Source organism: Hyphomicrobium sp., assembly GCF_019744875.1.
In the GTDB taxonomy this organism is placed as follows: domain Bacteria; phylum Pseudomonadota; class Alphaproteobacteria; order Rhizobiales; family Hyphomicrobiaceae; genus Hyphomicrobium_C.
Window position 1 is genome coordinate 119,947 of record NZ_JAIETU010000006.1, and the last position, 20,537, is coordinate 140,483.

General features: G+C 65.8%; 26 protein-coding genes. 21 read left to right on the forward strand and 5 right to left on the reverse strand.

Annotated features, from left to right (window positions below; genetic code table 11):
• The first annotated feature begins 19 nt into the window (after positions 1 to 19).
• The 20 genes from parA to K2Y42_RS15785 all read left to right on the forward strand — a co-directional run bounded on the left by parA (position 20) and on the right by K2Y42_RS15785 (position 17,515).
• Complete coding sequence (gene parA, locus K2Y42_RS15690) at positions 20 to 658, forward strand: ParA family partition ATPase (RefSeq protein ID WP_291154248.1); 639 nt, start codon at positions 20 to 22, stop codon at positions 656 to 658.
• Entirely contained in the window at positions 655 to 909 is a 255-nt protein-coding gene (locus K2Y42_RS15695; protein WP_291154249.1) for a hypothetical protein, read from the forward strand. Before parA ends, K2Y42_RS15695 begins: the two co-directional genes overlap by 4 nt.
• Complete coding sequence (locus tag K2Y42_RS15700; RefSeq protein WP_291154250.1) at positions 906 to 1,424, forward strand: DUF2840 domain-containing protein; 519 nt, start codon at positions 906 to 908, stop codon at positions 1,422 to 1,424. The genes K2Y42_RS15695 and K2Y42_RS15700 overlap by 4 nt, the downstream gene beginning before the upstream one ends.
• Positions 1,421 to 1,966 carry a S26 family signal peptidase gene (locus K2Y42_RS15705; protein ID WP_291154251.1) on the forward strand — a complete coding sequence of 182 codons (546 nt, stop codon included), beginning with the start codon at positions 1,421 to 1,423 and terminating at the stop codon, positions 1,964 to 1,966. Before K2Y42_RS15700 ends, K2Y42_RS15705 begins: the two co-directional genes overlap by 4 nt.
• A 45-nt stretch (positions 1,967 to 2,011) precedes the next feature.
• Positions 2,012 to 2,359, forward strand: coding sequence for a DUF736 domain-containing protein (locus tag K2Y42_RS15710; protein ID WP_131573118.1), 348 nt, complete (start codon positions 2,012 to 2,014; stop codon positions 2,357 to 2,359).
• 3 nt (positions 2,360 to 2,362) lie between these two features.
• On the forward strand, positions 2,363 to 3,124 hold the full coding sequence (locus K2Y42_RS15715) for a lytic transglycosylase domain-containing protein (protein WP_291154252.1): 762 nt from the start codon (positions 2,363 to 2,365) through the stop codon (positions 3,122 to 3,124).
• A gap of 244 nt (positions 3,125 to 3,368) precedes the next feature.
• A complete protein-coding gene (locus K2Y42_RS15720; protein WP_291154253.1) occupies positions 3,369 to 5,108 on the forward strand; it encodes a VirD2 family relaxase/mobilization nuclease in 1,740 nt (579 codons plus the stop codon).
• Positions 5,109 to 5,133: 25 nt separating this feature from the next.
• Complete coding sequence (locus tag K2Y42_RS15725; protein WP_291154254.1) at positions 5,134 to 7,119, forward strand: conjugal transfer protein TraG; 1,986 nt, start codon at positions 5,134 to 5,136, stop codon at positions 7,117 to 7,119.
• 8 nt (positions 7,120 to 7,127) lie between these two features.
• Entirely contained in the window at positions 7,128 to 7,562 is a 435-nt protein-coding gene (locus tag K2Y42_RS15730; protein ID WP_291154255.1) for a CopG family transcriptional regulator, read from the forward strand.
• 169 nt (positions 7,563 to 7,731) lie between these two features.
• Positions 7,732 to 8,715 (forward strand): P-type conjugative transfer ATPase TrbB, encoded by a 984-nt coding sequence (gene trbB, locus K2Y42_RS15735; RefSeq protein ID WP_103827476.1) that lies wholly within the window; start codon positions 7,732 to 7,734, stop codon positions 8,713 to 8,715.
• Positions 8,712 to 9,044, forward strand: a complete 333-nt coding sequence (locus K2Y42_RS15740) for a TrbC/VirB2 family protein (protein WP_103243963.1) — start codon at positions 8,712 to 8,714, stop codon at positions 9,042 to 9,044. Before trbB ends, K2Y42_RS15740 begins: the two co-directional genes overlap by 4 nt.
• Positions 9,044 to 9,325 (forward strand): VirB3 family type IV secretion system protein, encoded by a 282-nt coding sequence (locus K2Y42_RS15745; protein WP_103243964.1) that lies wholly within the window; start codon positions 9,044 to 9,046, stop codon positions 9,323 to 9,325. The genes K2Y42_RS15740 and K2Y42_RS15745 overlap by 1 nt, the downstream gene beginning before the upstream one ends.
• Positions 9,326 to 9,337: 12 nt before the next feature.
• A complete protein-coding gene (gene trbE, locus K2Y42_RS15750; RefSeq protein WP_291154256.1) occupies positions 9,338 to 11,794 on the forward strand; it encodes a conjugal transfer protein TrbE in 2,457 nt (818 codons plus the stop codon).
• Complete coding sequence (gene trbJ, locus K2Y42_RS15755) at positions 11,791 to 12,561, forward strand: P-type conjugative transfer protein TrbJ (protein WP_291154257.1); 771 nt, start codon at positions 11,791 to 11,793, stop codon at positions 12,559 to 12,561. The genes trbE and trbJ overlap by 4 nt, the downstream gene beginning before the upstream one ends.
• Positions 12,562 to 12,571: 10 nt before the next feature.
• Positions 12,572 to 12,961: a putative entry exclusion protein TrbK-alt gene (trbK-alt, locus tag K2Y42_RS15760; protein WP_291154258.1), complete on the forward strand. Its 390-nt coding sequence runs from the start codon at positions 12,572 to 12,574 to the stop codon at positions 12,959 to 12,961.
• A gap of 4 nt (positions 12,962 to 12,965) precedes the next feature.
• Positions 12,966 to 14,330, forward strand: coding sequence for a P-type conjugative transfer protein TrbL (trbL, locus tag K2Y42_RS15765; RefSeq protein ID WP_291154259.1), 1,365 nt, complete (start codon positions 12,966 to 12,968; stop codon positions 14,328 to 14,330).
• Complete coding sequence (gene trbF, locus K2Y42_RS15770) at positions 14,330 to 15,013, forward strand: conjugal transfer protein TrbF (RefSeq protein ID WP_291154260.1); 684 nt, start codon at positions 14,330 to 14,332, stop codon at positions 15,011 to 15,013. Before trbL ends, trbF begins: the two co-directional genes overlap by 1 nt.
• Positions 15,010 to 16,059, forward strand: a complete 1,050-nt coding sequence (gene trbG, locus K2Y42_RS15775) for a P-type conjugative transfer protein TrbG (protein ID WP_291154261.1) — start codon at positions 15,010 to 15,012, stop codon at positions 16,057 to 16,059. The genes trbF and trbG overlap by 4 nt, the downstream gene beginning before the upstream one ends.
• Entirely contained in the window at positions 16,056 to 17,279 is a 1,224-nt protein-coding gene (locus K2Y42_RS15780; RefSeq protein ID WP_291154262.1) for a TrbI/VirB10 family protein, read from the forward strand. Before trbG ends, K2Y42_RS15780 begins: the two co-directional genes overlap by 4 nt.
• Positions 17,279 to 17,515 (forward strand): DUF2274 domain-containing protein, encoded by a 237-nt coding sequence (locus K2Y42_RS15785; protein ID WP_291154263.1) that lies wholly within the window; start codon positions 17,279 to 17,281, stop codon positions 17,513 to 17,515. The genes K2Y42_RS15780 and K2Y42_RS15785 overlap by 1 nt, the downstream gene beginning before the upstream one ends.
• A gap of 21 nt (positions 17,516 to 17,536) precedes the next feature.
• Here the strand turns inward: K2Y42_RS15785 and K2Y42_RS15790 are convergent, their stop codons facing one another.
• The 5 genes from K2Y42_RS15790 to K2Y42_RS21290 all read right to left on the reverse strand — a co-directional run bounded on the left by K2Y42_RS15790 (position 17,537) and on the right by K2Y42_RS21290 (position 20,379).
• The gene (locus tag K2Y42_RS15790; protein WP_291154264.1) at positions 17,537 to 18,484 is read right to left on the reverse strand and encodes a LysR family transcriptional regulator; all 948 of its coding nucleotides are present in this window, start codon (positions 18,482 to 18,484) and stop codon (positions 17,537 to 17,539) included.
• 150 nt (positions 18,485 to 18,634) lie between these two features.
• Entirely contained in the window at positions 18,635 to 18,988 is a 354-nt protein-coding gene (locus tag K2Y42_RS15795; protein ID WP_291154265.1) for a hypothetical protein, read from the reverse strand.
• Between the two features lie 265 nt (positions 18,989 to 19,253).
• A complete protein-coding gene (locus tag K2Y42_RS15800; RefSeq protein ID WP_291154266.1) occupies positions 19,254 to 19,487 on the reverse strand; it encodes a heavy-metal-associated domain-containing protein in 234 nt (77 codons plus the stop codon).
• A gap of 11 nt (positions 19,488 to 19,498) precedes the next feature.
• Positions 19,499 to 20,188 (reverse strand): cytochrome c biogenesis protein CcdA, encoded by a 690-nt coding sequence (locus K2Y42_RS15805; protein WP_291154267.1) that lies wholly within the window; start codon positions 20,186 to 20,188, stop codon positions 19,499 to 19,501.
• The gene (locus K2Y42_RS21290; protein ID WP_366246908.1) at positions 20,185 to 20,379 is read right to left on the reverse strand and encodes a heavy metal-associated domain-containing protein; all 195 of its coding nucleotides are present in this window, start codon (positions 20,377 to 20,379) and stop codon (positions 20,185 to 20,187) included. The genes K2Y42_RS15805 and K2Y42_RS21290 overlap by 4 nt, the downstream gene beginning before the upstream one ends.
• Between K2Y42_RS21290 and K2Y42_RS15810 the strand changes: the two genes are divergently transcribed.
• A complete protein-coding gene (locus tag K2Y42_RS15810; RefSeq protein WP_291154268.1) occupies positions 20,285 to 20,509 on the forward strand; it encodes a hypothetical protein in 225 nt (74 codons plus the stop codon). The genes K2Y42_RS21290 and K2Y42_RS15810 overlap by 95 nt on opposite strands.
• Positions 20,510 to 20,537: the final 28 nt, after the last annotated feature.

The window sequence follows — 20,537 nt, forward strand, 5'->3', positions numbered from 1 at the left end:
CGACCGCCGGGAGACCGTCATGATCGTCGCGCTCCTCAACCAGAAGGGCGGCGTCGGCAAGACGACGCTCGCCCTGCATCTTGCCGGCGAATGGGCGCGCAATGGCAAGCGCGTGACGCTGATCGACGCCGATCCACAAGGCTCGGCGCTGGACTGGTCGCAGCAGCGCAGCCGGGAGGGATTGGAACGGCTGTTCGGTGTCGTCGGCCTGGCGCGCGATACGCTCCACCGCGAAGCGCCGGAGCTGGCGCGCGACGTCGATCACGTCGTCATCGATGGACCCCCGCGTGTCGCCGGGCTAATGCGCTCGGCGCTGCTGGCCGCCGACCTCGTGCTGATCCCCGTCCAGCCATCGCCGCTCGACGGCTGGGCGTCGGCCGAGATGCTGACGCTGCTCAACGAAGCGCGGATCTACCGCCCGGACCTGAAAGCCCGGTTCGTGCTGAACCGCTGCGCGGCGCGCACAGTGCTCGCCCGGGAGACCGCCGAGACGCTGGCCGATCATGACCCGCCGCCGCTCCTGACAACCATCGGCCAGCGCATCGCTTTCGCCGATGTCGTTCAGACCGGACGGCTCGCCGCCGAGCAGGACGATACCTCGCCTGCCGCGCGGGAGATCGCCGCACTCGCCGCCGAAGTCGCGAGGACCGGCGTATGAGCGAGCGGTCCCCGAAACGCAGCTTCGCCGCTCGGCCGGCGGACCCGGAAAGCTGGATCAAGGCGCCAGACCGGCCATCGCCGCGCGCGGAGCCTGCGGCCGACTTCGCTGCCCGACTGACGATCGACGTCACCGCCGACATGCGCGGCCGGATCAAGATCGCAGCCTTCCAGCGCGGACAGACCGTCGCCGACATGCTGCGCGCCCTGTTCGAGCGCGAATTCCCACACAGCGAAGGAGATCCACGATGATCGGCGTCGCCGACGCATCGGTGCGCAGCGGCTTGCCGCATACGCTTGCCGCCGATGCCCTGACCCATGTCGAGCTGACGTGGATTGAGAAGAAGATCGAGTTCTGGATCAGGTTCGGCCGCGAGGCCGCCGAACAGATCCTCAACCGCCGCCGGCGCGTCGTGTCGTTCGCACCGAACAGCGTCTTCGCCTTCGTTCGCTGGACTTCCAACGATTACGGCACCGCGCTGTCGCGCCTCGACATCGTCCGCGCCGTGAATGCCGGTGAGCACTGTCAGACCCTGCCATTCGTGCGCCCCGGTGGCGACATCCTGCTGCGCGCCGATGGCTGGCCGAAGGTCGAGCGCGTGCTCCAGCTCATCGATGCGATCGAGGCGCGCGGCATCGATGCGATCGAGGTTTCACCGGATCACTGGCGTCATGTCCATAACCGGCTGACCGTCGGCGAAGCCCCGCGCGCCTACGATGTGCAGCAGCACCGCGCCTTCATTCTGCGCCGGGAGATTGGCGCATGACGCGGCTCGCCTATGCCTTGGTCACGACGGCCGCCGTGTCGCTGCTCGGCATCGCGTCGATCGCCTCGTTCGCGCCGAAGCTGATCTGGAATGCTTCGGCGAGCACGCCGATCGGCCTGTACGCGATCGGCGCACCTGGCCGGCTGGACGTTACCGATCTGGTCGCAGTCCGCGCGCCCGAGCCGCTCGCGACCTTCCTCTCGGACGGCGGATATCTGCCGCGCGGCGTGCCTCTCATGAAGCACGTCGCGGCGCTTCCCGGGCAGCGCGTGTGCAGAACAGGGCTCGCCATCACGGTCGATTCCGTGCCGATGGGCGATGCGCTGGACCACGACCGTCGCGGCCGACCATTGCCGATCTGGCAAGGCTGCCGCGTGGTCGCAGACGGTGAGCTGTTCCTGATGAACTGGGAAGTCCGCGACAGCCTCGACGGCCGCTACTTCGGTCCGCTCCCCGCCAGCTCGGTCATTGGCCGGGCCACCCCGCTCTACACCGACGAGGACGGCGATGGCCGCTTCGTCTGGCGCGCGCCGACGCGGTGACGGCACGCCCATGACCTTGTCCACCGCACAGCCACGGAGAAAATCATGTCCCTGATCGGTCAATTCACGCGCGACGATTCCGGCTTCATCGGCCATTTGCAAACGCTCTTGTTGCAGCAGGACATCATCATCATTCCGGCCGAGGCCTCCGATGCCGAGAATGCGCCGGATTTCCGCGTTCATGTCTTCGACGGTATGAACAACGAACCCGGCGCCGAGATCGGCGCGGGTTGGAAGCGCACCGGCGAGAAGGCCGGCGACTACGTCTCGCTACAGATCGACGATCCAACCTTCGATCATCCGATCCGCGCCAACCTTTTCCAGTCGGCTGATGACAAATCCGCCTGGGGCCTGCACTGGAATCGCCCGCCGAAGCGTGGCGAGCGGGACTGAGCGATGCCCGTCATTCGCTCGCAAACTGTCGTCGGAGGGAGGATCGCCCTCCGACGCACAGCCTTCCTTCTCCTTTCCGGCCTGCTTCTCGCCGCGCCGCTCGCGCCTGCCGCCACTGCACAGGAGATGCCCGCCGATCGCCCATCACGCGTCGATCCCTATGCGACGTTCATCGCAGAGGCGGCGCAACGGTTCGGCGTGCCAGAGGCGTGGATTCGCGCCGTGATGCGCGTCGAAAGCCGTGGCGATGCGCGCGCCATCTCGTCTGCCGGCGCGATGGGTTTGATGCAAATCATGCCCGCCACCTGGGCCAGCCTTCGTACCCGTCACGGCCTCGGCGCGAACCCCTACGATCCGCACGACAACATCCTGGCGGGCGCGGCGTATCTGCGCGAAATGCACGACCGCTACGGTTCGCCGGGCTTCCTCGCGGCCTACAATGCCGGTCCCGGTCGCTACGAAGAATCTCTCGCCGGCCGTCCGCTGCCCGCTGAAACGCGCACCTATGTCGCCATGCTCGGACCCGTCGTCGGCGGCGGCGAGATGGTTTCCCCCGTCGTGGTGGCGGCCGCCGATCCGCTCGCCTGGACCCGTGCGCCGCTCTTCGTCGTGCAGCCATCGAGCAGCATGACCGTCGCTCCGGTGCAACGTGAAAGCGCGCCGGATGAAGCAACAACGCCAGCTCCGGCGCGCGATCCAAACACGATTGCGCCACGCACCGATGGGCTGTTCGTGGCTCGCAATGCATCAGGAAGCCCCCGATGACGGCGTTCGCACCGGATCGGGGAATGGCGGGCTCTGGCGGACAGATGGCGGTCCGGGGAGGAGGAGCAGGCAACACAACCGCACGATGGCGAGATAAAAGCGCACGATGTGCGGCTTGGTTCGGTCGTGTGTTTTCAGGGACTTATCGCGCATTGGCGCGAGGTGCGCCTGATCGGCGCAGCCTGCGCATCCGCAATTTCGCCAAGGATTTCCGCGCGTTTGCACGATGTGCGGGGTCCAGGCGATGAGCGGCGAGGACGATTTCCGCATCCGGCCGGGCCGCATCCGATCCACCCGCGCGCAACAGGCGCGGCCCTTCATCGCCCAGGCGCTCGCTGCTGCCCAGCGCGCCGGCGGCAGCGTCTCGCGCTCCGGCAAGATCAGCTCGGGTAACCGCTCGCGTTTCGGGCGCGGCCAGCGCGCGACCGTGCAGGCCAATCGACTGCTCACCAGCCGATCGCGCAACACGGTCATCAAGACGCGCGTCGTCCGTCATACAGCGCGGGCCGCGCCGCTCTCCGCCCACCTCAGCTATCTGCGGCGCGACGGTGTGACCCGGGATGGGGAGAAGGCGCAGCTGTTCGGGCCCGAGACCGAGGACGCCGATCCCAAGGCGTTCGCGGAGCGGACCCAGGACGACCGGCATCACTTCCGCTTCATCGTCTCGCCCGAGGACGCGACCGAGATGTCCGACCTCAAAACCTATGCCCGCGACCTGATGGGGCAGATGGCGAAGGACCTCGGCACCAAGCTCGACTGGGTCGGCGTCGATCACTGGAACACGGACAATCCCCACGTCCATATCATCCTGCGCGGGCGCACCGATGACGGCCAGGACCTCGTCATCTCGCGCGACTACATCAAGGAAGGCATGCGCGCCCGCGCGCAGGATCTCGTCACCCAGGAGCTGGGGCCGCGCACCGATCTCGAGATACGCCGCAATCTCGAACGCCAGATCAATGCCGAGCGCTGGACCAACCTCGACCGCCAGCTTTCGCGCGATGCCTATCGGACCGGCGTCATCGATCTCGCACCGCACCCCGACCGCCAGCCCGACGAATTCCAGGCGATGAAGGTCGGCCGGCTGCGAAAGCTGGAGACACTCGGCCTCGCGGATCAGGTTGGCCCCGGCCAATGGGTTATGTCCGAGAATGCCGAGGCGACCCTGCGCGAGCTGGGCGAGCGTGGCGACATCATCAAGCGCATTCACCGCGGCCTGACCGAACGCGGCATCGAACGGGGCGCGGCGAGCTATGTGCTCGCCGGCGAGAGCATCAACGATCCCGTCGTCGGCCGACTGGTCGATCGCGGTCTCGACGATGAGCTGAAGGGCACGGCCTATGCCGTGGTCGACGGCACGGACGGACGAACCCATCACATCAAGCTGCCCGACCTCGACGCAGCCGGCGACAGCGCACCGGGCTCGATCGTCGAGCTGCGCAAGTTCGACGACGCGCAGGGACGCAGGCGGGTCGCACTCGCCGTCCGCTCCGATCTCGACATCTCCGCCCAAGTCAACGCGACCGGCGCGACCTGGCTCGACCGGCAGGCGATCGCCCGTGATCCCGTCGCACTCGGCGGCGGCGGCTTCGGCGCGGAGGTTCGCCAGGCGATGGACAGGCGGGCGGAACATCTCGTTGGTCAGGGCCTCGCGGAGCGGCAAACGCGCGGCGTCAGCTTCTCGCCGGGACTGATCGACGCGCTGCGGCAGCGCGAGGTGGAGGCCCTTGGCCAGAAGCTCGCGGCCGAGACCGGCCGGCAATTTTCCAAGGCCGCAACGGGCGAGTATGTGGCGGGCACCTATCGCCAGCGCTTCGCGCTCGCCTCTGGCCGCTTCGCCATGATCGATGACGGCCTCGGCTTCCAGCTCGTGCCCTGGTCGCCGTCCCTCGAGCGTCAGATCGGTCAGCACGTCTCCGGCGTGTCGCGCGGCGCCGGCGGCGTCGACTGGAGCTTCGGCCGCAATCGCGGCCTCGGCATGTAGCCCAATCAAGAAAGGAGTAACCGCCATGTCGGCGACCAAGATCCTCTGGGGCCAGATCGTCAACGTCTTTCTGATCGTGCTCATGACAACCTGGGCGGCGACGCAGTGGACGGCCTATCGACTCGGCTTCCAGCCGCAGCTCGGACTTCCGTGGTTCGAACTGGCCGGCTGGCCGATCTACTATCCGCCCGCCTTCTTCTGGTGGTGGTACTTCTACGATGCCTATGCACCGCCGATCTTCATCGAGGGCGCCTATATCGCGGCGTCAGGCGGCTTCATCTCCATCGCCGTCGCGATCGGGATGTCCGTCTGGCGGGCGCGTGAAGCCAAGAATGCCGAGACGTTCGGCTCTGCCCGATGGGCCATCGCCGGCGAAGTGCGCGCCGCTGGCCTGACGGGCGCGGATGGCGTCATCCTGGGGAAGTTCGATCGCGACTATCTCCGCCACGATGGCCCCGAGCATGTGCTGTGCTTCGCGCCCACGCGGTCAGGCAAGGGTGTCGGCCTGGTCGTGCCGTCGCTGCTGACCTGGCCGGGATCGGCGATCGTCCACGACATCAAGGGGGAAAACTGGCAGCTCACCGCCGGCTTCCGCGCGCATCATGGTCGCGTGCTGCTGTTCGATCCGACCAATGCGAAGTCCGCCGCCTACAATCCGCTGCTCGAAGTCCGCCGCGGCGAATGGGAGGTTCGCGACGTCCAGAACATCGCCGACATTCTAGTCGATCCGGAAGGCTCGCTGGAGAAGCGGAACCATTGGGAAAAAACCAGCCACGCGTTGCTGGTCGGCGCCATCCTGCACGTCCTCTATGCCGAGGCCGACAAGACCCTGGCTGGCGTTGCCGCCTTCCTCTCCGACCCGAAGCGGCCGATCGATTCGACGCTGGCCGCTATGATGAAGACAGCGCATCTCGGCGAGGCCGGCCCGCATCCGGTGATCGCCAGCGCCGCGCGCGAGCTGCTGAACAAATCCGACAACGAGCGGTCGGGCGTGCTGTCCACCGCGATGTCGTTCCTCGGCCTCTACCGCGATCCCGTCGTCGCCGAGGTCACACGCCGCTGCGACTGGCGCATCGTCGATATCGTCGGCGGCAAGCATCCGACGACCCTCTACCTCGTGGTGCCGCCATCGGACATCAACCGAACAAAGCCGCTGATCCGCCTGATCCTCAATCAGATCGGCAGGCGGCTCACGGAGGATCTGAAGGCGAAGGGCAACCGCCACCGGCTGCTGCTCATGCTCGACGAATTCCCGGCGCTCGGCCGCCTCGACTTCTTCGAGAGCGCGCTCGCCTTCATGGCGGGTTACGGCCTTAAAGCCTTCCTCATCGCCCAGTCGCTGAACCAGATCGAGAAGGCCTATGGGCCGAACAACTCGATCCTCGACAACTGCCATGTGCGCGTCAGCTTCGCCACCAATGACGAGCGGACCGCCAAGCGTGTCTCGGACGCGCTTGGCACCGCGACCGAGATGCGCGCGATGAAGAACTATGCCGGTCATCGGCTGTCGCCTTGGCTCGGCCACATGATGGTCTCGCGCTCGGAGACAGCCCGGCAATTGATGACGCCCGGCGAGATCATGCAGCTTCCGCCATCCGACGAAATCGTCATGGTGGCGGGCACCCCGCCGATCCGCGCGAAGAAGGCGCGATATTATGAGGATCGCCGGTTTCAGGAGCGCATCTTACCGCCGCCGAACCTCGTCAAGTCGACAACGGCTCGGCAGGACGACTGGAGCACGCTGCCCTTTCCGGTGACGCCGGCGCTGGCGGCGGCTACCGCCGGAGGCGGATCGGAGGATGAGGATACGACCGACTCCGAACGCCGGCACCAGCCGGAACTGAGCCGCTCGAAACCAGTCGAGCCTAAGCGACCCATCGAAAACGAGTTCGAGATCGATCCTCGCGATGACGCCGATGAGGACACCGCACGTCTCTCGCGGATGACGCAGACCATGCGCCAGGTCGCACGCCAAGCGTCGCTCGATCCCGGCGACGGCATCGATCTTTAGGAGGCATCATGACAAAGTCTCCCAAAAAGCAGCGGCTGTCTGTCTATCTCGAACCGGACATCATGAAGGCGCTCGCCGCGCACGCCGCCTGGCGCGATCAATCCCTCTCGCTGATCGCCGAGGCCGGCATCGCCTCGTTCCTGTCGCCCGACGCCGCCGAGCGCCAGGAAGCGGCCACGACCAAACGGCTCGATCAGATCGACCGGCGAATGGCGCGTATTGAGCGCGACCTCGGCATCTCCGTCGAAACGCTGGCCGTATTCATCCGCTTCTGGTTGACGACGAACCCGCCGCTACCCGAGCCGGCCCAGGCCGCAGCGCGCGCGAAAGCCGGCGAGCGCTACGAGGCGTTCGTCACCGCGCTCGGACGGCGACTCGCGCAGGGACCGAAACTTCGGCAGGAGATTTCGGAGGACATCGCGCCCGCGCGCGACGCGGATTAATCTGGGAACGGCGCACCGCAAGTATTCCCTGGTTCCGCCGTTTTCCTGTCTTTGCACGCCACAGTACGACGACCACATTATGGTTGTTGTCAGGCCATGATTTCTGCCTCTTCTACTCATCCCCGATCCAGGGCCGCATGTCGCGGTCCCGCAAGAGAACGGGGACGACGTGGCGGCCACTCACCAGAAATCGGAGGCGATCCTTCGCGGCGCGCGCATGCTGCGCACGGCCCTCGGGCCGGCGATCGCCCGGTTTCTGGAAGACCCCGCGATCGTCGAGGTGATGCTCAACCCCGATGGGCGGCTCTGGGTCGACCGGCTTTCCGAAGGACTTTCCGACACGGGTGAACTGTTGTCGCCGTCAGACGGCGAGCGGATCATCCGCCTCGTCGCCCATCATGTCGGGGCCGAGGTTCATCCCGGCGCCCCACGTGTCTCAGCCGAGTTGCCCGAAACGGGGGAGCGGTTCGAGGGGCTGTTGCCGCCCGTCGTGTCCGCCCCGGCCTTCGCGATCCGCAAGCCGGCCGTCGCCGTGTTCACGCTCGACGACTATGTCGCCGCCGGGATCATGGCGGCGCATCAGGCCGAGACGCTGCGCCAGGCCGTCGCCGATCGGCGCAACATCCTCGTCGCCGGCGGCACCTCGACCGGCAAGACGACCCTCACCAACGCTTTGCTGGCTGAGGTCTCGAAGACCTCCGACCGCGTCGTCCTGATCGAAGACACGCGCGAACTGCAATGCGCCGCGCCGAACCTCGTCGCCATGCGGACCAAAGACGGCGTCGCCTCGCTCTCCGATCTTGTCCGCTCCTCTCTTCGCCTGCGCCCTGATCGGATTCCGATCGGCGAGGTCCGGGGAGCCGAGGCCCTCGATCTGCTGAAGGCCTGGGGCACAGGACACCCCGGCGGTGTCGGAACCATCCACGCGGGTACGGGCATCGGCGCGCTGCGTCGGATGGAGCAGCTCATCCAGGAAGCCGTCGTCACCGTCCCGCGCGCCCTGATCGCCGAGACGATCGATCTCGTCGCCGTGCTTTCCGGCCGGGGCACGTCGCGCCGCCTCGCCGAACTCGCCCGCATCGAGGGCCTTGGCCCCGACGGCGACTACCGCGTCACGCCCGCAAGCCAGCCCCTCACAGGAGGTCCGTCATGATCCAGCATGCCCTGCGTTTCCGCCGCCATATCGCGACTGCGGTATCCGTCACCTTCGTCTCGCTGGCGCTCGCGCCTGCCGCTCACGCTTCCGGCTCCCAAATGCCCTGGGAGGCCCCGCTACAGTCCATCCTCGAATCCATCGAGGGCCCGGTCGCCAAAATTATCGCGGTGATGATCATCATCATCACCGGCCTGACGCTGGCCTTCGGCGACACGTCGGGCGGCGCGCGCAAGCTCATCCAAATCGTCTTCGGCCTGTCGATCGCCTTCGCTGCGTCCAGCTTCTTCCTGTCCTTCTTCTCGTTCGGCGGCGGGGCGCTCGTCTGATGGCCAACGGCGCAGATCATCATGGCGAGCTGGCGGGCTTCTCGGTCCCGGTCCATCGGTCGCTGACCGAGCACATCCTGCTCGGCGGCGCTCCGCGCTCGATCGCCATTCTCAACGGCACGCTGGCAGCCGCGCTCGGCCTTGGCCTCCGCCTCTGGCTGGTCGGCCTGGGCCTTTGGGCTCTCGGTCATTTCGCGGCCGTCTGGGCGGCCAAGCGCGATCCGCAGTTCGTCGATGTCGTGCGCAAACATCTGCGCATCCCCGGCCACCTGTCGGTTTGAGGAGCGACGCCGATGATGAACCTCGCCGAATATCGCAACCGCAATACCCGTCTCGCCGACTTCCTGCCTTGGGTCGCTCTGGTCGGCGAGGGCATCGTCCTGAACAAGGACGGCAGCTTGCAGCGGACCGCAAGATTTCGAGGACCCGACCTCGACAGTGCCGTTCCGGCCGAGATGGTCGCGGTCGCCGGTCGGCTTAACAACGCCTTCCGTCGCCTGGGCTCCGGCTGGGCCATCTTCGTCGAGGCGCAGCGCCATGGCGCCGCGACCTATCCCGCCAGCATGTTCGCCGACAGCGCGTCGGCCTTGGTCGACGCCGAGCGGAAAGCCGACTTCGAGGAAGCCGGCGCACACTTCGAGTCCAGCTACTTCCTCACCTTTCTCTATTTGCCGCCCGCCGAAGACGCGGCGCGCGCAGAGACCTGGCTCTACGAGGGTCGCGATCACGCCGGCGTCGATGCGCACGAGATCCTGCGCGGCTTCGCAGACCGCACCGATCGCATTCTTCAGCTCATCGACGCCTTCATGCCGGAATGCGCCTGGCTCGATGACGGCGAGACGCTGACCTATCTGCACTCGACCGTCTCGACCAAGCGGCACCGCGTTTGCGTGCCCGAGACGCCGATGTATCTCGACGCGCTGCTGGCCGATCAGCCGCTGACCGGCGGGCTCGAACCCCGGCTCGGCGACGCACATATCCGCATCCTCACCATTGTCGGCTTCCCGGCCGCTACGACGCCCGGCATCCTCGACGAGCTGAACCGCCTGGCTTTTCCCTATCGCTGGTCGACGCGCGCCGTCCTGCTCGACAAGACCGACGCCACCAAGCTGCTGACCAAGATTCGGCGGCAATGGTTCGCAAAGCGCAAATCGATCGCCGCCATCTTGAAGGAGGTGATGACGAACGAGGCCTCCGCCCTCGTGGACACCGATGCGTCCAACAAGGCGGCCGATGCCGACATGGCGTTGCAGGAGCTGGGCGCGGACTATGCCGGCCAAGCCTATGTGACCGCGACGATCACTGTCTGGGACGATGATCCGCGCATCGCCGCCGAGAAGCTGCGTATGGTCGAGAAAGTCATCCAGGGCCGCGACTTCACCGCGATGCCCGAGACGATCAACGCCATGGACGCCTGGCTCGGCTCGCTGCCCGGCCATGTCTATGCCAACGTCCGCCAGCCCCCGATCAACACATTAAATCTCGCCCACATGATCCCGCTGTCGGCGGTGTGGGCGGGACCGGAACGGGACGAGCATTTTGCAGCACCCCCACTGCTGTTCGGCAAGACCGAGGGCTCGACCCCGTTCCGGCTTTCCATCCATGTCGGCGATGTCGGCCATACGTTGATCGTCGGCCCGACAGGCGCCGGTAAGTCGGTGCTCCTCGCGCTGATGGCCCTGCAGTTCCGGCGCTATCCCCAAAGCCAAGTCTTCGCCTTTGACTTCGGCGGATCGATCCGCGCCGCCGCGCTAGCCATGCGCGGCGACTGGCACGATCTCGGCGGGGGCCTCACGGAGGGGGCAGACGACAGCGTGTCGCTTCAGCCGCTCGCGCGCATCGACGATGTCGCCGAGCGCGCCTGGGCCTCCGACTGGCTTGTCGCGATCCTGGCGCGCGAGAGCGTGCCGGTCACGCCCGACGTGAAGGAGCACCTCTGGTCGGCGCTGTCTTCGTTGTCCTCCGCGCCTATCAGCGAGCGGACGCTGACGGGTCTTTCCGTCCTGCTCCAGTCCAACGACCTGAAACAGGCGCTGCGACCCTATTGCGTCGGTGGACCCTATGGGCGGCTGCTCGACGCCGAAGGTGAATATCTCGGCGAAGCCAATGTTCAGGTTTTCGAGACCGAAGGGCTGATCGGCACCGGCGCCGCGGCGGCCGTGCTTGCCTATCTCTTCCACCGCATCGAGGACCGCCTCGACGGTCGCCCGACACTGCTGATCGTGGATGAAGGCTGGCTGGCCCTGGATGACGAGGGTTTCGCAGGGCAACTCCGCGAATGGCTGAAGACGCTGCGTAAGAAGAACGCCAGCGTCATCTTCGCCACCCAGTCGCTCTCCGACATCGACGGCTCGGCGATCGCACCGGCCATCATCGAGAGCTGCCAGACCCGCATCCTCCTCCCGAACGAGCGCGCCATCGAGCCGCAGATCACCGCGATCTATCGCCGTTTCGGTCTCAACGATCGCCAAATCGAGATCCTCGCCCGCGCAATGCCCAAGCGCGATTACTACTGCCAGTCCCGGCGCGGCAACCGGCTGTTCGAGCTGGGTCTGTCGGACGTGGCGTTGGCGCTTTGCGCCGCTTCGTCAAAGCAGCACCAGGCGCTGATCGCCGAGGTTCACGCCCGCAGCGGCACCGACGGATTCCTCGCCGAATGGCTCGCGGAGAACCGGCTCGCCTGGGCGGCAAACCTGATCGCTGACCTCACCAACGTCACCCCCCAAACCGATCCGGAGGCACGCCCATGACCCGTTCCGTTCAATCCCGCTCGCGCGCGCTGCGTCTGGCCGCCGCGCTGTTGGCCGCGCCGATCGCGCTCTCGCCAATCCTCAGCACACCCGCCGCCGCGCAATGGATCGTCTACGATCCCACCAACTATGCGCAGAATGTCCTGACAGCGGCGCGCACCCTGCAGCAGGTCAATCAGCAGATCACTCAGCTCCAGAACGAATCGACAATGCTGATCAACCAGGCCCGCAATCTCACCAGCCTGCCATACTCCTCTCTCCAACAGCTTCAGCAGTCGGTTCAGCGCACCCAGCAGCTTCTGCAACAGGCGCAGGGCATCGCCCTCAACGTCCAGCAGATCGACCGTGCGTTCCAGACGACCTACGGCAACGCATCGATGTCCGCGTCTGACAGCCAGCTCGTCACCAGTGCGCGCGAACGCTGGCAAAACACGGTCGGCGGCTTGCAGGACGCCATGCGCGTCCAAGCCGGCGTCGTCGGTAACATCGACACGAACCGGAGCGAGATGTCGGCACTGGTCGGCCAAAGCCAAGGGGCGACGGGTGCCTTACAGGCGACGCAGGCCGGCAACCAGCTTCTCGCCCTGCAGGCGCAGCAGCTCGCCGATCTGACCGCCGTCGTCGCGGCGAATGGCCGGGCGCAGGCGCTTTCTGAAGCAGAGCGCGCCGCAGCCGCCGAACAGGGGCGCGAGCAGCGTCGCCGCTTCCTGACGCCGGGTACGGGCTATCAGCCCGGCAACGCCCGCATGTTCCCGAACGGCAACTGAGGGCCTGGCCATGGACGGGAAGATGCTCGCCCGGCTCGGCGCCGTCGTCTTCGTCGCGGTTGCGATCACCGCGACCGCGATCGAGATGAACCGGAAAGAAGAAGCGCCCGAGCCGTGGGCGTCCGGACGGGCCGCCCAGGCCCAGACCGATCCGCTCCGCGACGAGCTGATCCGCTGCCAAGGACTCGGCGAAGCCGGTCCCCGCGATACCGCCTGCCTGCGGGCCTGGGCCGAGAACCGCAACCGCTTCCTCGCCCCCGGCGTCCGACCGGCCGAAAGTCTACCGGAGCCACCCCCGGCGCCACGCGACAACCCCGCGTCCCCGATAGATCGCACCGATCGACCGGCTCTGGGGCCAACCGCGCCGATCGCTCCGCCACACCTCGACGAGGCTCGATAGCATCATGGGCGGCACAGGCGTCATCGACCATTTCCTTGAGGTCTTCACCCGGTACATCGACAGCGGGTTCGGGTTGCTCAGCGGCGAAGTCGCTTTCATCGCCACGACCCTGATCGTCATCGACGTGACGCTGGCCGCGCTGTTCTGGAGCTGGGGCGCCGACGACGACATCATGGCCCGCCTGGTGAAGAAGACGCTGTTCGTCGGCGTCTTCGCCTACATCATCGGCAATTGGAACAACCTCGCCCGGATCATCTTCGAAAGCTTCGCCGGACTCGGCCTGAAGGCCAGCGGCACCAGCTTCACCACGGCCGATCTCTTGCGCCCCGGCAAGGTGGCGCAAACCGGTCTCGACGCCGGACGGCCGCTCTTGGAGTCGATCTCTGGCCTGATGGGCTACTGGTCGTTCTTCGAGAACTTTATCCAGATCGCCTGCATGTTTCTGGCTTGGGCGCTGGTGTTGCTCGCCTTCTTCATCCTCGCCATCCAGCTCTTCGTCACGCTCATCGAATTCAAGCTGACGACGCTCGCCGGCTTCGTCCTCATTCCGTTCGGCCTGTTCGGCAAGTCCGCCTTCATGGCCGAACGGGTGCTCGGGAATGTCATATCTTCCGGCATCAAGGTGCTGGTGCTGGCCGTCATCATCGGCATCGGCTCCACGCTGTTCTCCGAGTTCACTGCTGGCTTTGGCGGCGCCACACCCTCGATCGACGAGGCCATGGCCATCGTTTTGGCCGCGCTGTCGCTCCTCGGCCTCGGCATCTTCGGCCCCGGCATCGCCAGCGGCATCGTCTCTGGCGGCCCGCAACTCAGCGCCGGCGCGGCGGTTGGTACGGGCCTCGCGGCCGGCGGCATGATCGCCGCCGGAGCCGGCGCGGTCGGCGCCGTCGCATCCGGCGGCGCAGCACTTGCTGGTGGCGCTGCCGCTGCAGCCCGGGGCGGCGCCGCAATGGCGGGTGGCGCATCCACGGCCTATAGCCTCGGCGCAGCCGGCCAGTCGAGCGTCAGCGGCGTCGCGTCGGGCCTGGGCGGTGTCGCCCGCGCTGGCGGCAGCGCGGCCGTCTCGCCGCTGCGCCGTGCCGCCTCACGCGCCGCCGAGAGCATGCGCTCGAGCTTCAATGCCGGTGGCAAGGCCGCGTTCGAGTCCACCGGCGGCTCCTCGACCATGGGCTCGGTCGGTGGCGACGCAGCCGGCGACGGTGGCGGCTCGGCTGCTCCGGCAGCTGCCGGGGGGCCGCCCGCATGGGCGCAGCGCATGCGCCGCTCCCAACGCATGACCCACGCCGTCCAGGCGACCGCCCATGCCGTGCGCTCCGGTGACGCGCATGGCGGTGGCTCTTCCGTCAATCTCTCCGAAGGCGACCGCTGATGTTCAAACGACCCTCCACCCACTATGGCAAAGCCCCCGAACCCGAGACGCCCTATCAGCGCGCCGCACAGGTCTGGGACGAACGGATCGGCGCGTCGCGCGTCCAGGCGAAGAACTGGCGGCTGATGGCGTTCGGTTCGCTGATCCTCTCGGCCGGCTTCGCCACCGCGCTGGTCTGGCAATCGGCGCGCGGCACGATCGTCCCCTGGGTGGTGCAGGTCGACCGGTTCGGCCAGGCGCAGGCCGTGGCGCCTGCAGTCGCCGACTATCGTCCGACCGACCCGCAGATCGCCTTCCATCTGGCCCGCTTTATCGAGCAGGTCCGCTCGATCCCAGCAGACGCCATCATCGTGCGGCAGAACTGGCTGCGTGCCTATGATTTCACGACCGACCGCGGCGCGGCGGCGCTCAACGACTATGCGCGGGCCAACGACCCGTTCACCAAGGTCGGCCGCCAGCAGATCGCCGTCGACGTCTCCAGCGTCATTCGCGCTTCGCCCGACAGCTTCCGCGTCGCCTGGGTCGAGCGCCGCTACGAGAACGGCCAGATCGCCGATACCACCCGCTGGACCGCAATCCTGACCATCGTGGTGCAGATACCGCGCAACGCCGACCGGCTCAGGGCGAACCCGCTCGGCATCTACGTCAACGCTATCAACTGGTCACGGGAGCTTGGGCAATGAAGCCGTCTTTCCGTAAAGCTGGAAAACCGGCTTCACACATCCTCGTATTCCCGGCTCTGCGCAGATCCGCATTGCCGTTGGTACTGCTGGCGACGACTGCGCTCGCTGGATGCGCCACCACCACTCCGCCGCCGGAGATTTCCTACGACAACGCCGCGCCGGCAGTGCAGACGGTCGATCCGCCCGCGCCCGTCACCGTGGTCGAACTGCCGCGCCCGCTGCCCTTGCCGGGCCAGTTGCAGCGGGTAGAGCAATCCCGGCGCACGCCGGAATCTACCGATCCCACGACGAGGGTGAACCAGGCCAATGCCGCCGCACGCATCCAGCCGGTGCGGGACGGCTTCATCAATTCGATGCAGGTCTATCCGTTCACACAGGGCGCGCTCTATCAGGTCTATACCGCTGTCGGCCAGATCACGGACGTTGCGCTTCAGCCCGGCGAGCAGCTCGTCGGCTCAGGCCCAGTCGCCGCCGGCGACACCGTGCGCTGGATCATCGGTGATACCGAAAGCGGGTCGGGCGCGACACGCCAGATCCATATTCTGGTCAAGCCGACCCGCGCCGATCTGATGACGAACCTCGTCATCAACACCAATTTGCGCACCTATCATATGGAGCTTCGTTCGACCGAGCGGACCTATATGGCGTCGGTCTCCTGGCAATACCCGCAGGACCAGCTCATCGCGCTGCGCCGGCAGAACGCCGAGGCGCAGGCCGCCCAGCCGGTGGCGAGCGGTGTTGATCTCGCCAACGTCAATTTCCGCTATGCGATCGAGGGCGACCGCGCACCCTGGCGGCCGCTGCGCGCCTTCGACGACGGCCGCCAGGTCTTCATCGAATTCCCACGCGGTATCAGCCAGGGCGAGATGCCGCCGCTGTTCGTCGTCGGTCCCGAGGGCACCACTTCGGAGCTGGTGAACTACCGCGTGCGCGGCCATCACATGATCGTCGATCGGCTCTTCGCCGCCGCCGAGCTGCGCTTCGGCTCCGGCGACCGCCAGAAGCGCGTGCGTATCACCCGCACCGATGGGAGGCCGGCATCGTGAGCGAGAGTGATCCCCGGAAGGAGGAAGTGCCGGACGACGACGCGCAGCCGCTGACCGGCGAGCCGGCCGGTCCCGCGCCGATGCGCCTGCGCGCCGAGCCGCCGCGCGTGACACGACTGTCGCGGAAGGTGCTGGCCGGCATCGGCCTGGTCGCCAGCGTCGGGCTCGGCGGAGCCTTGATCTATGCACTCCAGACCCGGGACGGCGGTCGGCCGAACGAGGAACTCTATTCGACCGAAAACCGGTCGACCGCTGATGGCCTTGCAGGTCTGCCGCGCGACTACAGCGGGGTGCCGCAGCTCGGTCCGCCGCTTCCCGGCGATCTCGGCCGTCCGATCCTTAGCACCCAGGATCGTGGGCAGCCGGTGCCCTCACCCGGCGTCGCCGCCCCCAATCCCGGTATCAGCCCGGAAGAGCAGCGCCGCCTTCAGGAAATCGAGACCGCACGTACCAGCCGCCTTTTCTCCGGAACCGAGACCCGCGCTGGAGCGGCGGCGGCGGCGCCTGCCATCGTCCCGCCGCCAGCGCCGGACCTGGCGAGCCTCGGCCTTGCGCCTCCGCCAGCAACGCCCTCGGCGCAGGATCGCCAGAACGCATTCCTGAACGCGGCAGCCGATCGGAGGACGGTGGCGCCTGATCGCGTCGCGGCGCCGGCGTCACCCAACATCCTTCAAGCTGGCGCGGTGATCTCAGCAGCACTGATCACCGGCATCCGATCGGACCTTCCCGGCCAGATCACCGCCCAGGTGACAGAGAACATCTACGACAGCCCGACAGGCCGCATTCTGCTCGTGCCGCAGGGGACGCGTGTCATCGGCCAGTACGACAACAATGTGCAGTTCGGGCAGAGCCGCGTGCTGCTGGTCTGGAATCGGCTCATTCTCCCCAACGGCCGCTCGATCGTTCTCGAGCGCCAGCCAGGTACTGACGCCGAGGGCTATGCCGGCTTGCAGGATGGTATTGATTATCACTGGTGGGATCTCGCCAAAGCTGCCGGGCTTTCGACGTTACTCAGCGTCGGGGCTGAACTCGCGGTCGACAATGACGATCGCCTGATCCAGGCAATCCGCAATGGCGGCCAGGACACTATCAATGACGCCGGCCAGCAGATCGTGCGCCGTCAGCTCAACATTGCGCCGACACTGACGATCCGGCCGGGGTTCCCAGTGCGTGTGATCGTGACCCGCGACCTCGTCCTCGAACCCTATGGAGGATCATAGTGGCAAAGCTGAAACTTGGCCCAATCGTCGATGATAAACCGGTAAAGGTGTCGGTGGAGCTGCCGGCAGCCCTTCATCGAGACCTTGCCGCCTACGCCGAAGCGCTCGGGCGAGAGCAAGGCCAACCGATCGCCGATCCAGTGAAATTGATAGTGCCCATGCTGGAGCGGTTCATCGCTACCGACCGCGGGTTTTCCAAGACTAGGCGGGCATCTTCGGTTGGAAGCCAAACCTAACTCGACAGATCCCTAGCAGATTTAGCCGCGTCTCGATTCAGCCCTTCTTGCTCGAGACGAGCCTCGCCGATGCTTTTCCGCTAACTCCGAGCTGATCTGCAACAACCGCTTTAGCGCTGGATTTCGATTGGTCGCCGACCATACGACACTGGAGCCCACCGTCTCGGTGGCGGCGCCGATCGGAAGGAATACGACGCCGGGGTAGGTCGCGCCCAGGGTGGAGTAAGTGGTCAGCGTCAGGCCAAAGCCCTTTGCAACCATGTTCAGGAGATTCTCTCGGCCGACCTGCTGGACGGAGAGTCTTGGACGAAACCCAAGTCCAGATAGCTGCCGCACGAGATAGTCTTTAATCTCCGGTCCCGCGGCCTCGGCGCTCACCAAGAAAATGTCCTCGCGCACGTCGTCCCAGGCGACCACACGTCCGCCAGCACATCGATGATCCTCTGGCAGCGCGACGAAGATCCGTTCGTCCCAGAGGTGCTCGGCTTCGCAGCCAGGCAGTAGCGGGCTCCCCGTGATGAACGCCGCATCGAGGCGGCCATTCAGTACGCCAGCGGCGTTCGCTTGCGATGCTGCCTCTTGGACCCGGACGTCTACACGGGGGAATCGGCGACGGTAAGTTCCGAGCAGGTCCGATAGGAAACCGCTAGCCAGCGATGCCATCAAACCGATCCGCAAATCGCCGATCTCACCGCGTTGCGTGCTAGCCATGTCAAGAACGGCTTGATGAAGGTGGTCCGCACCTACCGCAGCGTCGCGCATGAAGCGCTCGCCGGCCAGCGTCACGCGGGCTCCAGCGTGGTTACGCTCGAATAGCGGCATGCCGAGCCTGCGTTCGAGTAACTGAATCCGACGGCTTATAGTCGATTGCGAAAGATTGAGGATCGACGCGGCACGGCGGAAGCTACCGTGTTCGGCGACAAGCATCGCATACTTTAAGTAGCGGAGATCAAGCGCGAGATCGGGCACGGGACGGCGACATACTTCGACCGAGCCGACGGCCGTAGGCCTCCGGCCCGGGCCGGCGAGGCAGTAAGACCGTGGCGCAACCCGCGCCCCCATCGCGCCGCGTCATCGGAGCGAGGCTGATCGCTTCTTTTTGCTGCTGAACACCCGCCCTCATGGCTGCACCTCGCCAACATCTTTCAATGCGACGGCGGTGAACCTGGGAGCCACGCGAATGTAGATGAGCTCGCTCAACAGCTCGACGACTGTTTGCATCACGATAACAGCCGGAAGCACCGGCACCCCACCGGGCACCGCAAACGCAAGTGGCAGGAAGGTCACGAAGAGCATGAACGCGAGCGCCGGATTGATCGTCGGCTCAAGCGATGGACTTCCGGGAATTACTAGGCCAGTCACTGCCCCGATGAGGATCGCGGCGAAGTAAATCCAAACCTGGTAGCCCTCCAAATACTCCTTTACTCTTGCCACTCGCGCAATCCCTTCACTCACAGCAACTTCGTTGCCCACGCATATAGATCCGCGCTCTTGGATATGGCGTGGGCGCTCTGACGAGCGTTCGCGGCTCGTCAGAGTCGATCATCGCCGACGCTCAGCCCGATGCGCGATCACTCGATAGGCTTGGATTAATCGAGCTTGAGCCGGAATTCGCCTGTGCGCTTCTCTGCCCACGTCAGCCAACGTCTCGAGTGCACACAGCAGATGCTCGGCAACATCAAGTCGATCCTCGTCGGAGGCGCGCCTGAATGCGGTAAGTACCAGGTCGTCAAGATTGCTAGGTTGCGACCGCATTGAACCCCTGCTCGCCGAGTGCCTGCACAACCGTCTGTTCACGAACGGTCTCCTTCTCGAGAGTAACTTCGACTTGCTTCCGCCACAGCTTCGTCTTGACCTTATGAACGCCAGGTATCGCCGTTAGCGCACCACGGATTTTTTCAGCGCAGCCTTCACAGACCATCCCAGGTATTGCCAGGGTCACAGTTGCAAGCGAACCATCCTGACGAAGCATGTCATTCTCCATTACAGTAATGCGGCATACACCTGAGCATAGTACCAGCCGACAAATACAAGGGCGATGCCGCTCGCGAACTGAATTGGGCGGCCCAACAAACCAAGCCGAGTGAAGCGCGTCGCGGTGCTTGCAACAGCCCCCGCGAGGAGAAACGGTAAACCCCGACCGATGCCGAAGAAAAAGGCCAGCAATACGCCGAGTTTCGGCGCGCCCGAAGCTGCGACGATCGTAAACAGAAGCAGAAGCGGAGCCACGGAAGTACCAAGGCTGAACACTAGGCCGTAGCCGAAAGCGCCCGCCACGCCGGGGCGGCGCCAAGCCGTCAGCTTGTCGAATGGGAGGCGAGGTCGCCAGAAGGCAAGCCCTGCGGCTGCGAATGAAAGAATAGCCATAACAAGCGCCCAATTGCGGCCGAACGACTCCGTCGCCAATGCGCCGAGTTGACCCGCAAAGAGACCAAGCGCGGTGAGGCTTCCGACGATTCCGACGAAGAAAGCACTTGCGATTGCAAGCCCGTCGTGACGACCTCCGGTGTCAGATGCTCCGGCCATACCCGCAACGCTGAGCCCAACAGGCAATGTGCACGGACAAACCGCGCTCGCCAAAATACCCGCGAGGAACGTGGTGCCTATTGCGGGTAGTAGTCCCCCTCCAGCGAGGCCAGGTTGGATCGACTGCAATGCGGACTCCAACGTCATTTCGCCTCCACCGGGGTCCCAGCTTGATATCCGAGTGCGTTGACAGCGGCGACGATGCGGTCAGGCGAAACACGTGCGGGAGCATAGGTCACACGCATGGTCCTGGCCGCCAAGCTCACCTCGACATTAGATACGCCATCGATGTTCTTCACAGTTCGCTTGATCGTCGCGGCACAGCTCACGCACGACATACCGGTCACTGGCACGACCATTGTCGTTCCAGCAGCCCTATCGGAAGCTGAGCTTATAGAGATCGCGAGCGAGAACAGAAAAGAGAGGAGCAACGCGCCAGCTGAAAACAGGATTCTCCAACGGACGTGAGACAGCCCGGACGGTCGGCTCGTGTTCG

What these genes read in the sequence shown, in the direction of transcription:
- parA (WP_291154248.1), top strand. Translation starts at nt 20, where the DNA reads ATGATCGTCGCGCTCCTCAACCAGAAGGGCGGCGTCGGCAAGACGACG.
- K2Y42_RS15695 (WP_291154249.1), top strand. Translation starts at nt 655, where the DNA reads ATGAGCGAGCGGTCCCCGAAACGCAGCTTCGCCGCTCGGCCGGCGGAC.
- K2Y42_RS15700 (WP_291154250.1), top strand. Translation starts at nt 906, where the DNA reads ATGATCGGCGTCGCCGACGCATCGGTGCGCAGCGGCTTGCCGCATACG.
- K2Y42_RS15705 (WP_291154251.1), top strand. Translation starts at nt 1,421, where the DNA reads ATGACGCGGCTCGCCTATGCCTTGGTCACGACGGCCGCCGTGTCGCTG.
- K2Y42_RS15710 (WP_131573118.1), top strand. Translation starts at nt 2,012, where the DNA reads ATGTCCCTGATCGGTCAATTCACGCGCGACGATTCCGGCTTCATCGGC.
- K2Y42_RS15715 (WP_291154252.1), top strand. Translation starts at nt 2,363, where the DNA reads ATGCCCGTCATTCGCTCGCAAACTGTCGTCGGAGGGAGGATCGCCCTC.
- K2Y42_RS15720 (WP_291154253.1), top strand. Translation starts at nt 3,369, where the DNA reads ATGAGCGGCGAGGACGATTTCCGCATCCGGCCGGGCCGCATCCGATCC.
- K2Y42_RS15725 (WP_291154254.1), top strand. Translation starts at nt 5,134, where the DNA reads ATGTCGGCGACCAAGATCCTCTGGGGCCAGATCGTCAACGTCTTTCTG.
- K2Y42_RS15730 (WP_291154255.1), top strand. Translation starts at nt 7,128, where the DNA reads ATGACAAAGTCTCCCAAAAAGCAGCGGCTGTCTGTCTATCTCGAACCG.
- K2Y42_RS15740 (WP_103243963.1), top strand. Translation starts at nt 8,712, where the DNA reads ATGATCCAGCATGCCCTGCGTTTCCGCCGCCATATCGCGACTGCGGTA.
- K2Y42_RS15745 (WP_103243964.1), top strand. Translation starts at nt 9,044, where the DNA reads ATGGCCAACGGCGCAGATCATCATGGCGAGCTGGCGGGCTTCTCGGTC.
- trbE (WP_291154256.1), top strand. Translation starts at nt 9,338, where the DNA reads ATGATGAACCTCGCCGAATATCGCAACCGCAATACCCGTCTCGCCGAC.
- trbJ (WP_291154257.1), top strand. Translation starts at nt 11,791, where the DNA reads ATGACCCGTTCCGTTCAATCCCGCTCGCGCGCGCTGCGTCTGGCCGCC.
- trbK-alt (WP_291154258.1), top strand. Translation starts at nt 12,572, where the DNA reads ATGGACGGGAAGATGCTCGCCCGGCTCGGCGCCGTCGTCTTCGTCGCG.
- trbL (WP_291154259.1), top strand. Translation starts at nt 12,966, where the DNA reads ATGGGCGGCACAGGCGTCATCGACCATTTCCTTGAGGTCTTCACCCGG.
- trbF (WP_291154260.1), top strand. Translation starts at nt 14,330, where the DNA reads ATGTTCAAACGACCCTCCACCCACTATGGCAAAGCCCCCGAACCCGAG.
- trbG (WP_291154261.1), top strand. Translation starts at nt 15,010, where the DNA reads ATGAAGCCGTCTTTCCGTAAAGCTGGAAAACCGGCTTCACACATCCTC.
- K2Y42_RS15800 (WP_291154266.1), bottom strand. Translation starts at nt 19,487, where the DNA reads ATGCTTCGTCAGGATGGTTCGCTTGCAACTGTGACCCTGGCAATACCT.
- K2Y42_RS15805 (WP_291154267.1), bottom strand. Translation starts at nt 20,188, where the DNA reads ATGACGTTGGAGTCCGCATTGCAGTCGATCCAACCTGGCCTCGCTGGA.
- K2Y42_RS15810 (WP_291154268.1), top strand. Translation starts at nt 20,285, where the DNA reads ATGGTCCTGGCCGCCAAGCTCACCTCGACATTAGATACGCCATCGATG.
- K2Y42_RS21290 (WP_366246908.1), bottom strand. Translation starts at nt 20,379, where the DNA reads ATGTCGTGCGTGAGCTGTGCCGCGACGATCAAGCGAACTGTGAAGAAC.